Annotated in this window: 13 protein-coding genes; 12 read left to right on the forward strand and 1 reads right to left on the reverse strand. The window is 32.6% G+C overall.

The window, feature by feature from the left end; genetic code table 11:
• Positions 1 to 558 precede the first annotated feature (558 nt).
• From ABNT65_RS17120 to vgrG, 8 genes are read left to right on the forward strand one after another with little or no spacing between them, the layout of a single operon-like run.
• Positions 559 to 1,134, forward strand: coding sequence for a DUF4255 domain-containing protein (locus ABNT65_RS17120; protein ID WP_348746421.1), 576 nt, complete (start codon positions 559 to 561; stop codon positions 1,132 to 1,134).
• Positions 1,135 to 1,141: 7 nt separating this feature from the next.
• A complete protein-coding gene (locus tag ABNT65_RS17125) occupies positions 1,142 to 2,218 on the forward strand; it encodes a hypothetical protein (RefSeq protein ID WP_348746422.1) in 1,077 nt (358 codons plus the stop codon).
• 28 nt (positions 2,219 to 2,246) lie between these two features.
• Positions 2,247 to 4,232: a phage tail sheath family protein gene (locus ABNT65_RS17130; RefSeq protein ID WP_348738560.1), complete on the forward strand. Its 1,986-nt coding sequence runs from the start codon at positions 2,247 to 2,249 to the stop codon at positions 4,230 to 4,232.
• Positions 4,233 to 4,270: 38 nt separating this feature from the next.
• Positions 4,271 to 4,714: a phage tail protein gene (locus ABNT65_RS17135; protein WP_348705559.1), complete on the forward strand. Its 444-nt coding sequence runs from the start codon at positions 4,271 to 4,273 to the stop codon at positions 4,712 to 4,714.
• 10 nt (positions 4,715 to 4,724) lie between these two features.
• A complete protein-coding gene (locus ABNT65_RS17140) occupies positions 4,725 to 5,159 on the forward strand; it encodes a phage tail protein (RefSeq protein WP_348705561.1) in 435 nt (144 codons plus the stop codon).
• 1 nt (position 5,160) lies between these two features.
• Positions 5,161 to 5,325: a DUF5908 family protein gene (locus ABNT65_RS17145; protein WP_348705563.1), complete on the forward strand. Its 165-nt coding sequence runs from the start codon at positions 5,161 to 5,163 to the stop codon at positions 5,323 to 5,325.
• 10 nt (positions 5,326 to 5,335) lie between these two features.
• Positions 5,336 to 6,067, forward strand: coding sequence for a LysM peptidoglycan-binding domain-containing protein (locus tag ABNT65_RS17150; RefSeq protein ID WP_348705565.1), 732 nt, complete (start codon positions 5,336 to 5,338; stop codon positions 6,065 to 6,067).
• Positions 6,067 to 7,812, forward strand: coding sequence for a type VI secretion system tip protein VgrG (gene vgrG, locus ABNT65_RS17155; RefSeq protein ID WP_348746423.1), 1,746 nt, complete (start codon positions 6,067 to 6,069; stop codon positions 7,810 to 7,812). Before ABNT65_RS17150 ends, vgrG begins: the two co-directional genes overlap by 1 nt.
• A 57-nt stretch (positions 7,813 to 7,869) precedes the next feature.
• Here the strand turns inward: vgrG and ABNT65_RS17160 are convergent, their stop codons facing one another.
• The gene (locus ABNT65_RS17160; protein WP_348746424.1) at positions 7,870 to 8,106 is read right to left on the reverse strand and encodes a hypothetical protein; all 237 of its coding nucleotides are present in this window, start codon (positions 8,104 to 8,106) and stop codon (positions 7,870 to 7,872) included.
• A gap of 7 nt (positions 8,107 to 8,113) precedes the next feature.
• Here ABNT65_RS17160 and ABNT65_RS17165 point away from each other — a divergent pair, with 7 nt between their 5' ends.
• From ABNT65_RS17165 to ABNT65_RS17180, 4 genes are all read left to right on the forward strand, one after another.
• On the forward strand, positions 8,114 to 8,404 hold the full coding sequence (locus tag ABNT65_RS17165) for a PAAR domain-containing protein (RefSeq protein ID WP_348705571.1): 291 nt from the start codon (positions 8,114 to 8,116) through the stop codon (positions 8,402 to 8,404).
• Between the two features lie 157 nt (positions 8,405 to 8,561).
• Complete coding sequence (locus ABNT65_RS17170) at positions 8,562 to 8,972, forward strand: GPW/gp25 family protein (RefSeq protein WP_348705573.1); 411 nt, start codon at positions 8,562 to 8,564, stop codon at positions 8,970 to 8,972.
• Between the two features lie 17 nt (positions 8,973 to 8,989).
• Complete coding sequence (locus ABNT65_RS17175; RefSeq protein ID WP_348746425.1) at positions 8,990 to 12,301, forward strand: baseplate J/gp47 family protein; 3,312 nt, start codon at positions 8,990 to 8,992, stop codon at positions 12,299 to 12,301.
• Complete coding sequence (locus ABNT65_RS17180) at positions 12,289 to 15,000, forward strand: hypothetical protein (protein ID WP_348746426.1); 2,712 nt, start codon at positions 12,289 to 12,291, stop codon at positions 14,998 to 15,000. The genes ABNT65_RS17175 and ABNT65_RS17180 overlap by 13 nt, the downstream gene beginning before the upstream one ends.
• The last annotated feature ends 9 nt before the right edge of the window (positions 15,001 to 15,009 follow it).

Consider the following 15,009-nt stretch of genomic DNA (forward strand, 5'->3'; position numbering starts at 1 on the left):
GAGAAAAATAAAAAAAATAATAGCTATAAAAATCTAGGGTATATTTTCCATGGTAATTATATAAGGAATGTTACATTTTTAATTTAATTTGAGCGGCGTTTTTTTAAATAGAATAACAATTGATAAGAAAACCTATGTTTATATCATGTGAAAAATAGGAAAAAGGTCAAAAAGTTTTCTTATCCAATTGAAGTAGAACTAATTTTCCTTTGTTGTTCTTCCTCATTAGTTATCGTTGTAAGTCCTCACCATGCTTCGTTGCTCTTCCTTACTACCCTTCGTTCATAGTCCTCACTATGCTTCGTTGTGCTTCCTTATTATAATTAAATAATTCTTGATGAAGAAAAAAAGTACAATATCAGGAATCTTGTAAAAAGAAATAATAGGTTTTTCCCCTTTTTTTAAAATGATAACCCCTATAAATAAACAAGGGGAAACAACTTTTTTAAAGGTGATTTTCATTGGTGATTTTTTACAAGACTGAAAGTAATTTTACACTAGACTCTTTTAACTAATAAAGAGTTGTACCAAACTAAATAACCAAACTACTAACTGCAAATGATTTTTGAAATACTACAAATCATAACGGAAGAGTTGAATAACTATCTGGATGAAAAAGCCGTGTCTTTAGCTAACATCGCTATGGCAGACGGAGAGGGTAATTCACCAGGTAACAGCCCAGACATCTCTCTAACCTTAATTAATCTTCAAGAAGAATTTGCTTTAAAAAACACACCTAATAATCGTATTAGTGGTACTTCCGTAAACTATAAAAACCCAAAAGTTTATTTAAATATCTATGTATTGTTTAGTATAGATAAACAAACCTATACAGAGTCGTTAAAAAGCCTGACCAAGATCATAGCATTTTTTCAAGGAAAAAAAGTGTTTACCCATAACAATACCAATTATGATGGTATTGATGGTTTAGATGATTTAAAAAGTTTCAAGTTCATTACACAGTTATATACGCCAACTTTTGAGGAACTAAATTTTATATGGGGAACATTAGGAGGAAAGCAATACCCATCAGTGCTATATAAAGTAACATTACTAGAAATAGAAAGAGAGGTAATTACCAAACAAGGAGTTGTGATTTCAGGAGTAGAAAATAAAAACCTAATTAATAACTAAGTAAAAGATGTTATATAAAACCCTATGCAATATTAATCTTTACCACACTTACTTTCTTAATGAAGGAGAACGACCATTTTTTACACTTAATGGACAAAATAATAATGGGATTACACCATTAACAGAAACAGAGAAAAAGAAGGCAGAAGAAAGTTATGATATAAATAGTTTTTTAACCATAGTACCTACAGCAGAAACTGTAATGCAGTTAAAAAATCATAGATTATTAGCAAAGCAACATGCAAAAGGGTTGAGAATAATAGCGGAAGCTCAAAAAGAAACCGCAGAAGAAGGGAATTTAGAAGTAACAAGATTTAGTACTAAAATCCCGTTAAATGCAGAGGTCAAATTAACCTTTTATATAAAAGTACACGATCCATTTTTTGAAAATTACACCAATATTGTAACTAAAAAACAACACCAACTATATACACTATCCAACACCAACAGCACGGTAACCAATATTTTTGATGCTTCAACACAGACAGAAAAATGGGGGGACTTTCTTCTGTCTGAAAAAGAAACAAGAAGCTTGGTACATCAGTTAGAAATAGCAAAACAAGCACAACTGCCAATGCCAAGCTTGGTTACCATTGCAAATATAGACCAGACTACTCTAGACACTATTGAAAATAAAATAACCAACGCTATAGCTTTAACAAAAGAAGAAGAAAAAATCCTGAATGTTTTAAATACCGCCGTTAAAGTCCAAAAAAGTCAAGGAGTAATCGGTATTATACAATTACAAATGGAAGGCAATAACAATACAAAATTAGTAGAAGATGTATTGGTGAAAAATAAAGAAAGTCAACAGTTTGATGTTACTAAACAATGCCTTTTAAAAACAATACCAGAATTTACCATTTGTGTAGAAAATAGAAAAACGTTTTGGAGGTATAAAGAAATCAGTAACAATTTAATTATGACCACTACGGAAGAAAAACCACTTACCCAAAATGGGCGTGTAGAAATTGTAAAACAAGATTTAGATAATCCACCAAACAACGATTATTATTTCCCTAATCCAACAGCTGAAAGCATAACAGAAGAAGCACAAAAGTATTACTCGGAAATAGTTATATAAAACAAATTTAAACCAAAAACTAGTCATTATGTCAGCGTACAAAACACCAGGAGTTTACGTAGAGGAAATAGTAAAGTTTCCACCTTCGGTAGCTCAAGTAGAAACAGCCATCCCTGCTTTTATTGGTTACACACAAAAAGCAACAAATAAAACCAAGGGAGATTTAGAAGGAATCCCAACAAGAATTACCTCTATGTTGGAGTACGAAACCTATTTTGGTTTTGCAAAAAAAGAAACTACCATTGGCGTTAGCATTGAAGATGTTACCAATGCCAATGGAGATAAAGATAGAACTATTGTAGTAACTGAACCACAAACAAGAGAACCATTTTTAATGTACTACTCTTTACAAATGTATTTTGCTAATGGTGGTGGTCCCTGTTATATTACTTCGGTAGGTAGATATGGAGATGAAGCAGGTGGACAAAAAGTAACGGCAATAACCGATGAAACTGATTTTACTGCTGGGTTAGCTGCGGTTAGAAAAGTAGACGAGGTTACCTTACTAGTATTTCCAGATGCTACGGCATTAACTAATGATGATGCTTTTTACGGATTATTTAAAGATGCTTTAATTCAATGTAATGAATTACAAGATCGATTTACCATTATAGATACTAGAACCTATGATGCCGATAGTGTAACAGATACAAACATTGGTATTTTAAGAGATAAAATTAACTTAGAGAAAGATTATTTAAAATACGGAGCAGCGTATTATCCTTTCTTAAAAACTATTTTGAATTATGCATATGATGCTAGTAGCATTACCATAGCACATAGCTCAGATAATTCAAGTTCTTTAGCTACTGAAATTACTACGGTTTCTGATGCTGTAACCACTTTAAATGGCTATTTAGCAGATGCTGCTACCTTAGCAACAGCTTTAAATGATAGTGATGCTATTATAAATGACGGTGCTGCAACTTTAGCAACTATAGATCCTGAAATTCCAAATCAAAATGTAATTACAGGGGATTTAATGACACTCTTCGGAAATATAGAAACTACAGGAGCAAGTATTACTGCAGCAGCTGCCACTGCTTCAACTGCAGCGGCTGATGATGAAGATCCAGATGTAATATCTGTTGCAGTTACTAATGCTTCAGATGCTTTAGATACTGCTATAACAGATGGAGCTAGTGATTTGCAAACAATGAAAACAGTATTACAACAAGCTATTGATGATTTAGCGGCGGCAGCTAACAAAGCCGATAAGCAAACAGCATCAGCAGATGCAAAAGCAGCCATAGCAAACATCAGTACTACTATACAAGCTATTATCGATTTAGTTCCAGCAGTACAATCGGCAATGAATGATGCCCAAGCTTTAGATAATGATGGCGTGTATGACGGATTAACACTAAATGAGTTGGCAAGTAAAAACAACAGCGTTTATAATGTTATTCTAGCTGAAATAGCCAATTTACCATTGGAGTTACCACCAAGTAGTACTATGGCAGGCGTGTATGCTAGAGTAGATACCGATAGAGGTGTTTGGAAAGCACCTGCTAATGTTGGAGTAAATTATGTAATTAAACCAACAGTACAAGTATCTCACGAAGATCAAAGAGACTTAAATGTAGATACTATTGCAGGAAAATCAATCAATGCTATTAGAACCTTTATAGGGAAAGGAACGTTAGTTTGGGGAGCAAGAACGTTAGCAGGTAATGATAATGAATGGCGCTATGTATCGGTGAGAAGATTTTTTAACATGGCAGAAGAATCTATAAAAAAAGCAACAGAACAATTTGTTTTTGAGCCTAATGATAAAAATACTTGGGTACGTATAAAAGCAATGATTGATAACTTCTTAACACTACAATGGAGAGCAGGAGCTTTAGCAGGCCCAACTCCAGATAAAGCATTTTATGTAAGTGTTGGCCTTGGAGAAACCATGACCGCACAAGATATTTTAGAAGGAAACATGATTATTGAAATAGGAATGGCTGTTGTACGTCCAGCAGAATTTATCATTCTAAAATTCTCTCATAAAATGCAAGAAGCATAAAACAAACCAATACATCTAATTATTAAAAAATAAAAATCATGGCACAAGCATATCCAATACCAAAGTTCTCCTTTAAAGTGACACATGGAGGAACTGAAATTAACTGTACGGAAGTATCTGGGTTAGATTTTCAAAATGAAACTATAGAATACAGAGGCGGTGCAGATAGTGAATACCATAAAAGTAAACAACCTGGGTTATTTAAGTATAGCAACATTACCATAAAAAGAGGAACTTTTGTAGATAAAAGCAAACAGTTTTATGAGCAATGGGCAAAAACAGTTTACTTTCAAGAAAGTGGCGAAAAGTTTAGAGGCGATTTAACCATTAGTCTTTTAGATGAAAATGGAGACCCAGCTGTAACTTGGAAAGCACAAAATGCTTATATAACCAAAGTACAACCCACCGATTTAAAGGCGGATGGAAACGAGATAGCTATTGAAACAGCTGAGTTTGTTCACGAGAAATTGACCATCGTATAAAAACAACGCTATGTATTATCCACCAGTAGGCTTTCAATTTACCGTCAAGTTTTCAGACATAGCAAATAAAGATAATGATCATCGGTTTCAATCGGTTTCAGGTCTTTCAGTAGATCTTGAAACCGAAGAAATCGCCGAAGGAGGCGAGAATAGATTCAAACATAAAATTCCAGTAAGAACAAAGTATCCAAATTTAGTTTTAAAAAGAGGGTTACTTATTGATTCAGGAATCATTCAATGGTGTAAAAAAGCCTTGGAAAATTTTGAAATAAAGCCCGTTGACTTAACCATTTCTTTACTTAATGAAAAACAGGAAGCACTACAAACGTGGAAAATAGCACACGCATATCCAGTAAAATGGAATGTGGCCGATTTTAATGCCGAAGAAAATAAGGTAGTTATAGAAACCATAGAATTATCCTACAATTATTTTACTGTTAGTTAAAATGCCAATAGAAATTAAAGAATTGTACATCAAAATAAATGTAAAAGAAGGGCCTAATAAGGAAAGCTCTAATACAAGTGTACAAACTAAAGAAAACAAAGAAGCAATAGTAAATACTACTATTGAAGAAGTGATGGAACTTTTAGAAAAACAAAAAGAACGCTAAAACAAAAATCATGAGCGAAGGTAAATTACAAAAACTGGTAATTAGGTGTTATAAAGAAGATACGTTTGAGAAAAAAGACGAGATTGAAGAGTTACGCTATACAGCACTTTTAAATCCAGATAAATACGCACAAACGTATAAAACAGAATACAAAACAGAACAAGGATCAGGAAATAGCAATTCAGATCCTAAGTTTACCAGATCCGTACCTTCAGATTTAGATTTAGAGTTTTTGTTTGATAGAACTGGAGTAATAGCTCATTTTGGAAACGATAAAGAAGCAAAACAAGATGAAAAATTCTATAAAGATCATGGCAAAGGAATTATAGAAGATATAGAGAAATTTAAAAAAGCAGTGTTTGATTATAATGGAGATAAGCACAAACCTAATTACCTAAAAATTATTTGGGGCTCTTTAAATTTTAATTGTGTACTCACTAACCTTTCTTTTGAATACAAACTATTTAAAGCAGATGGAACACCATTACGTGCCATAGCTAAAGCAAAATTTATAGCTTATATAGAACCTAAAAAAAGGGTAGCAAAAGAAAATAACCAATCGCCAGATTTAACACACTATAGAATTGTAAAAGATGGAGATACCTTGCCTTTAATGACGTATAAGATTTATGGAGATCCAAAATACTATTTAGAAATAGCAAAGGTGAATAACCTGAGTAATTTTAGAAAGTTACAGCCTGGTCAAGAATTATTTTTTCCACCAATAGCAAAAATATCATAATGAATAATAGTGGAGTCATAGCAACCTCAAAAAGTCCAGACTTAATAACTTATAAATTATTAGTAGAAGGAGAAGAACTGTCTTCAGTATACCAAGTAAAAAGTATGTTGGTAACTAAAGAAGTAAACAGAATACCTACTGCTCAGATAGTATTAATTGATGGGGAGGCAGCTACGAGAGATTTCGAATTAAGTAATGAAGAATTGTTAATTCCAGGGAAAAAAGTAGAAATCACAGCTGGTTATCATTCAGATGAAGAAACCATTTTTAAAGGCATCATTATTAAGCATAATTTAAAAATTAGAGCCAATACCACACATTTAATTATAGAATGTAAAGATGAAGCCGTTAAAATGACCATTGGTAGAAAAAGTAATTATTACTTTGAAAGTAAGGATAGCGAAATTTTTGAAGAATTATTAGGGAAGTATGGTTTAGAAAAAGAGGTAGAAAGTACCAATCAAAAACACTTAGAGTTAGTACAATACAATGCCTCAGATTGGGATTTTATGCTGTCTAGAGCGCAAGCTAATGGTAAACTATGTTTTGTAGACGATGGAAAAGTTACCATAGCAAAACCCAACTTATCACAAAGTGAATTAGAAACAGTTTCATTTGGAGCTACCTTGTTAGATTTTGATGCAGAAATAGATGCACGTCATCAAGTAGAAAAAATATCTTCTTATGGGTGGAACTTCTCAGATCAAGAATTAATCAAAATAGAAGCTAAAGACCCTGCGGTTTCTTTAAATGGAAACTTATCCGCCAGTGATTTAACAGAGACTATTGGGGTAGAGAATTATGAATTACGTCATGGTGGAGCTGTAAAGGACACTTCTTTACAGGATTGGGCAGATGCAAAGTGGTTGTTTCAACAATTAGCCAAGGTACGAGGTCGCGTAAAGTTTCAAGGAATACCTACTGTAAAACCCAACACCATTATTAAACTGGAAGGTGTAGGAGACCGTTTTAATGGCAATGCTTATATCACAGCAGTAAGTCATACCATAACAGAAGGAAATTGGGTAGTAAATGCACAATTTGGATTGAATCCAGAATGGTTTTCCGAAACTTTTGAAATCAGCGCACAACCAGCTTCTGGATTACTACCAGCAATTTCAGGATTGCAAATCGGAATTGTATCTCAATTAGAAGGAGATCCAGATGGAGAAGAACGTATTCTAGTACAAATCCCCATTATTAATAATGAAGAGCAAGGAATTTGGTGCCGATTAGCATTGTTAGATGCAGGAGAAAACAGAGGTTCTGTATTTAGACCCGAAATAGAAGATGAAGTAATAGTAGGTTTTATTAATCAAGATCCAAATAACGGAGTGGTATTAGGAATGTTGCACAGTAGTGGGAAGCCATCACCTATTACAGCAAGTGACGACAATCATGAAAAAGGTTTTGTTACCCGAAGTGATATGAAGGTTGTCTTTGACGATGATAAAAAGTCGATCACTATTGCCACTCCAGTAGGGAAATCAGTCACTTTAGATGAAGATGCAGGAACTATAGTAGTAGAGGACGATCATTCAAATATCATTACTATGGATAGTAGTGGAATTGTGATGGAAAGTGCTGGGGATATATCGATAAAAGCCTCAGGAGATGTAACTATTGAAGGAACCAATGTTTCAATTGCAGCCAATGCAGAGTTTAAAGCAGAAGGTTCTGCAGGAGCAGAAGTTTCTACCAGTGCCATTGCTGTTTTAAAAGGCTCATTAGTACAGATAAATTAGTGTTGAGTGTTGAAAAACAGTAGATAAAGTTAAGGAATAATAATCAGTAACAAGTTTTTAGTTTTTAGCATTAAAAACTAAAAAAAGCCAAAAGCCAAAAGCCAAAAGCCAAAAGCCAAAAGCCAAAAGCCAAAAGCCAAAAGCCAAAAGCCAAAAGCCAAAAGCCAAAAGCCAAAAGCCAAAAGCCAAAAGCCAAAAGCCAAAAGCCAAAAGCCAAAAGCCAAAAGCCAAAAGCCAAAAGCCAAAAGCCAAAAGCCAAAAGCCAAAAGCCAAAAGCCAAAAGCCAAAAGCCAAAAGAATTATGGGAAATCCAGCAGCAAGAATAACAGATATGCATGTATGTCCAATGGTAACAGGAATTATTCCTCATGTGGGAGGTCCAATTTTACCTGCGGGAGAACCAACAGTATTAATTGGAGGATTACCAGCGGCACGTGTTGGAGATATGGCATTGTGTGTTGGTCCGCCTGATACGATAGCTGTAGGCTCTGCAACCGTATTAATAGGAGGCATGCCAGCAGCACGAATGGGAGATTCAACAGCACATGGAGGAACAATTATAGCAGGAGAACCTACTGTTTTAATAGGGTGATATTAGTAGTGGTAATTGAGTGTTGAGTGTTGAAAAACAGTGAGTAAAGTTAAGAAGTGATAATAAGTAACAGGTTGTTTTTGAGGTAAAGTATTTAGAAAATAAAACTTTAAAGAGCCAAGAGCCAAGAGCCAAGAGCCAATAACTAACAGAAAAGATGGAAAACAAAAGAGCATTTTTAGGAACAGGTTGGGGATTTCCACCTGAGTTTGTAAAAGGAAATAATGAAGTAATTATGACTTCCGAAGAGGAAGACATAAAAAAGAGTTTACACATTTTACTTACCACTAAGTTAGGAGAACGCGTAATGTTACCAGAGTACGGATGCAATTTAGAAGAGCTCTTATTTGAAAAGTTAAACAGAACATTAATTACCTACGTATCAGAATTGATTGAAACGGCTATACTTTATCATGAACCAAGAATAGATGTGTTAGGTATTGATATTTCTGAAACAGATGTATTAGAAGGCAAATTAATTATTGCCATTGATTATAAAGTCAGAGCAACAAACTCAAGAACCAATTTTGTATTTCCATTTTATAAAGAAGAAGGAACCAATATATAACCAAACAAACTAGCAAAATGTGTAACAAATGCAGTCATATAAACAATGTTATTTTTAGGCGAAACGGTACCAATCAAACCGATCGTGTTCAGCATGCATTAAATCCTGAGAATATAGAGTTACATGATTTTTCTATAGAGGATTGGTTGTTGTTTGCTTTCCATTTTGCAAAACAAGTCAACTATTTTTCAATAGATAATACGGATACTCCAGAAGGAGATTGGCAATCATTTTTTGATATGATAGCCCTATCAGATAAGGAGTTTCCAGACAGAACAAATAAAGAATATAACCGATTAAAGAAAAGTATAGCTGAGGTTTTAACAAGTTATGAAAAGGAAGGGAATTTAACACCACACTTAACGTTATTTGTTTGTTTTTTAAAACTATTAGAGTTTTCTAAAAAGAGATTCAATGCATTGACCAAAAGGCATTTGGATTATTTCTATAAAGACATTTTAAAAATAGAAAAACTACCACCTAAAGAAGATAAAGTCCATGTTCTTTTTGAATTAGCGAAAAAGGTTTCAGAACAACAAATAGTAAAAAACACAGCATTAGATGCTAAAAAAGATAAGGAGGGAAATAAGTTAGTTTATCAACTAAACAAAGATTTTATAGCTAATAAAGCTTCTATTGTAAGTTTAAAAAGTACGTATAATGATATTTACAAAGGAGAAATTAAATACAGTTCAGTAGCCAATTCATTTGACGGAATAGGAAAAGAACTACCAGAAACGACTCCTTTTTGGTATCCTTTTGGGTACAATTCTTCAGAAAAAAATTATACAGAATTGCCAAGTCCTCAATTAGGGTTTAGTATTGCTTCTCCGCTTTTCTATTTACAAGAAGGCACTAGAAATGTAAGCATTACCATCACATTTAAAAACAAAATTGAAGCTACAGGATTTACGCCTGAAAAAATAGCGGAGTGTATAGAAGTTACTTATAGTGATAAAAAAGCTTGGCAAGAAGTAAGCTTATCAAAACTAGCACTTCCGTTGCATGTAAAAGGGAAAAAAACATTTCAAAAAACGAATATTACTACTAATAAACTACAACTTGTAATAACAATTCCTAAAGAGTTACCTCCTGTTGTAGCCTATAACGAAGAACGTTTAAAAAGTAATTTAACAACTGATTTACCAGTTTTCCGATTTTTATGTAAAACATCCACCAAAGAAGGTCATGATTTCTTTAGAAAAATAGTAAAAAAAGCAGTTAAAAGCATACAAATAAATGTAGCTGTTTTTGAGGTGATGAGTTTAGCTCTAGAAAATGATTTTGGAATCATTAATCCAGAAAAGCCATTTATGCCTTTTACGAGTCAACCCATTAGAGGAGGTTCATTTGAAATTAATTATCCAGAAGCTTTCTTGAAAAAATGGACAGACATTAAAGTAAATGCTACGTGGATGAATACACCGAGTAGTTTTGTGAGCCATTATATTGGGTATAAAAAATCATTTTTAAAGAAGGTTAGCAAAACAGATTATATAGATGGTGTACTAATAGCGGAAGAACCAGTGAAAGAAGCCAATCAACCAGTGGATGGAATGACAACAACAGACCGTTCAACAAAAATGGTGATTAATGAATCCGACTCAATTATTAATTCAGATGAAGACTTTAAGGCTACGCTAAGTTTGTTTCAAAAGGAAGAATGGAAAGTTCAAGATAAAAAAGTAGTATTATTTAATAAGCAAAAAAACGGTAGCTATATATTAAATACTACCTTAACAAATACTAAGAAGGAATTAGAAGAAGATGGTGTTATAAAATTGACTACCAATCAATCTTTTTTACACACGCTATACCCAATATTGTATACGCTAGCTTTTACTTCAGATAATGATGAAGCACCAATACCCAATCCTCCGTACACACCTTTGGTAGAAACCATAAGTTTAGATTATGCTGCTGAAGAAATGGTGGATTTAGAGAAAGTTACAGAAGATATATGCAATACTAACCGAATTCAATTATTTCATAATGATGTTTTTGGAACTTATGAAGAGCATAAATATTTAAAAGAGCAAGCCAAAGTAGCTAAAATAATAGCAAAAGATACGAGCTGTTATTTAGTACCAGATTATTGTCATGGAGGTGAATTATATATTGGAATTGCTAATATAGTTCCTTTACAACAAGTAGCTATGCTAATTCAAGTATTAGAAGGAAGTGAAAATCCTAATGTAGCTACTTTTAAAGGAAAGCAAGGCGTAAGTTGGTCTGTTTTATGTAACAATTACTGGAAAGTATTAGAAGAAGAAATAATAATTAATGAAGTAGATAACTTTTTAAAGTCGGGTATTGTTCAAATAAAAATACCAGAACAAGCTACCACAACCAATACGAAGTTCTCAGAAGAAGTAATTTGGATTCGTGCTAAAATGCACAAAAGTTTTGATGCCGTTTGTAAAGTATTCGGAATCCATGCCCAAGCAACTATTGCCACTTTTCAAAATGACAACAATGAATTATCGCATTTGGAAAATGGATTAAGTGCAGAAACTATTGCAAAGTTAGTAACAAGAATACCACAAGTAAAAGGAGTTTATCAGCCATATAGTTCTTTTGGAGGAAGACCAGAAGAAACGGATGTAAAATATTACCAACGAGTAAGCGAACGTTTACGTCATAAAAACAGAGCCATTAATCTTTGGGATTATGAACACATTATTCTTGAAGAATTTCCAGAAGTATATAGAGCCAAATGTTTAAACCATACCTCAAAAACATCTTTTCAAGCACCTGGAAATGTATTGGTAATTGTAATCCCAGATATCATCAACAGAAATGTATTTGATATTTATGAACCAAGGCTAAGTCAAACCACTTTAAATAAAATAGAAAAACATATCAATAGCCTAAATGGTATGCAAGTAGAAGCTTTGGTTGACAATGCACAATATGAAAGAGTACATGTAAAAGTGAGTGTAAAATTCTATCCAGAATTTGATGAGAATTTTTATAAAGATCAATTGCAAGAAGATATTACCAAATTACTATCACCTTGGGCATTTGACACCTCAGAAAATATTGTGTTTGGTATTGAACTAAACAGTAGTAGTGTTATTGATTATATAGAAAAATTACCGTATGTAGATTATTTAGTAGCCTTAGAAATGGCTAAGATTTCAGCAGAAGATGATATACAATTAGCAGAAGGAAATAAAGAAATTTTAAAGAAGGTAACTTTTGAAAAAACAATGATTCCATCTAGCCCTAAACACATATTAGTATCTTCTAAAACTCATAGTGTTTCTACGAATGTGCCTACTTGTAATGATATTAAAATTGAAGAATCTGAACAATGTCTATACTAAACCAACATATAAGTATTCCTAAAAAGGTAAGTTCTAAAAATGATTTAGATTATTACTTCTTACGTGAAAAAGGAATTGAATACATTGAACAATTAGGAGGAAAACTATGGACAGATTTCAATTCGCATGATCCGGGTATTACCATATTAGAAGTGCTTTCATATGCCATTACTGATTTGGGAATGCGTATTGACCTTCCTATTGAACATATTTTAACCTCTGATGAAAATGGAGGCATACATAATCAGTTTTTCAAAGCATCTGAAGTACTACCAACAAGTCCTGTAACCGCAAATGATTATCGCAAGCTTTTTATAGATATTGATGGAGTTAAAAATTGCTGGTTAACGCAACATAAAAAAGAAGTGCATGCTGATTTAGAAAAAGGACAATTATCTTACAAAGCATCAGATGTTAATCATTTAAGTAATAATCTTAAAGATGCTTTTACATTAAAAGGACTTTATGATATTTATATTGACTATGAAGAAGAAGTATTGGATAATACAACGAATGTTGATACAGCAGTAAAAAAACGTTTTCATGCCAATAGAAATTTATGTGAAGATATTGTAACCGTAAAACCAATTGGAACCTATCCAATTAAAATATGTGCAGATATTGAAGTAGAAACGATGGCAGATGAAGAAAAGATTCATGCTTTAATTTTAAGAGCTATTGATGCATATTTTTCACCTACTGTAAATTTTTATTCCATTCAGCAAATGTTAGAAAAAGGATATACAGCAACAGAAATTTTTGATGGACCAATTTTAGATAATGGATTTATTGATGATGCTGAATTAGCAACTGCCGATTTAAGAAGTGAAGTAAGATTATCAGACATTGTAAAATTGATAATGAGTATTCCAGGCGTAAAACACATAAAAGAAATTGCTATGGGAGATTGCGCTCAAGATGCGACTATGTTAGACGATTGGTTGTTGTGTATGAAAGCATATCAAAAGCCAACATTGTGTGACAAAAGTGTATTCAATTATAACAAAGGTGTATTACCATTAACCATAAACAAACTAAAAGTAGCACAATATTTAGAAGAGTTTAAAGAAGAGGAAGAAGTAGAGAAAACAAAAGCAAGTGAAAATAAAACGTTCACACTTAAAGAGGGAGAAAAATATCAATTAACAGATTATACTTCCATTCAAAATGAATTTCCGTTAACTTACGGAATAGGAAATGAAGGATTAATAGATAAACCAACTACAGCTCGTAAATCACAAGCAAAACAACTCAAAGCATATCTGTTGTTTTTCGATCAAGTTTTAGCAAGTTATTTTAAACATTTAGGAGAAGTAAGTAACCTGTTATCTGTAAAAGGAAACTTAACACAAACATTATTTACACAAGCCATTAAAGATATTGATGGAATAGATGAATTGGTAGAAAATTATGATGTAAATAACGAAGTGTTTTTAACACAAGAACTATTTGGAAAACAAGACAATGATATAGAACGTAGAAACGAATTATTAGATCATTTATTAGCACGATTTGCCGAACGTTTTTCAGAATACACATTTATAATGCGCGCTATTTATGGTAGCACTACAGATGAAATGGTGTTAAGAAACAAAGAAGACTTTTTGAGTGATTATAAAGTTACCAGTAAAGACAGAGGAAATGCCGCAAACTTTTATCAACAAGCTCCTGAATTTTTATGGAATACCAATAATGTAAGCGGTACACAAAAAAGAATAGCAAGATTATTAGGAATTAAAAATTATAACCGAAGAAGTTTATCACAACAAACTAATGTAGAAACCTATACCTTAATTAATTCAGATAGTGAAAAAGTCTATCGTTGGCGATTAAGAGATAATGAAGGAAAAATTATTTTATCTGCTACAGAAGAATATTACGATTTATCATCAGCTAACAGAGAGTTATATTTTTCGATTTCTCAAATTATTCAAACCTCAGAGGATAAAATAAAGAAAGTTTTTAGCAAACCTCTTGTTTTTAAAGAAGAGTTGATTATTGATAATATTTTAATTCATCAATCAGAATCAGGAAAGTATTCGTATGATATTATTAATCCAGCTATTAAAAGTGAACACAATCCGGATAGAATTATAGCAAAACGTTTTAATTATTATCCAACGCAAGAGGAATTAGAAACCTCCATTTTAGGTTTAATTCAATTTTTAAAAGACGATTTTTCTGAAGAAGGTTTGTTTTTAGTAGAACATATTATGTTACGTCCCGATGTAACAGAAAACAATCACCCTCCTAAAACTTTCTTACCTATTAAAAGAGAAGAATGTAAAAAATGTGAGCCGATTGATCCATATTCTTACAGAGTAAGTATTGTAATTCCAGGATACACCTTCCGATTTATGAATACCGATTTTAGAAATTATATGGAAAAGATAATTAAAGAAACACTTCCATCACATATTCTACCCAAAATATGTTGGATAGGTTATAGAGCAAATGAAATTGAGAATCAAGAAGAGAACGATTTGTTACAATTTGAAGAAGCTTATAAAGCCTATTTATTGGCCAAAACCAACTTAGAACAAATACAACCAGAAGAAGAACTTATAAAGTTTATACAGAAACTAACACAACTATCAAACGTATATCCTACAGGGCGATTATTTGATTGTAGTGATGATGACAACGAATCATTATCAGGAAATATAATTTTAGGGAAAACAAACTTAGGATCACTTTAAAATCACGAA

This window comes from Tenacibaculum sp. 190524A02b, from assembly GCF_964036645.1.
Classification (GTDB): Bacteria; Bacteroidota; Bacteroidia; order Flavobacteriales; family Flavobacteriaceae; genus Polaribacter; species Polaribacter vairaonense.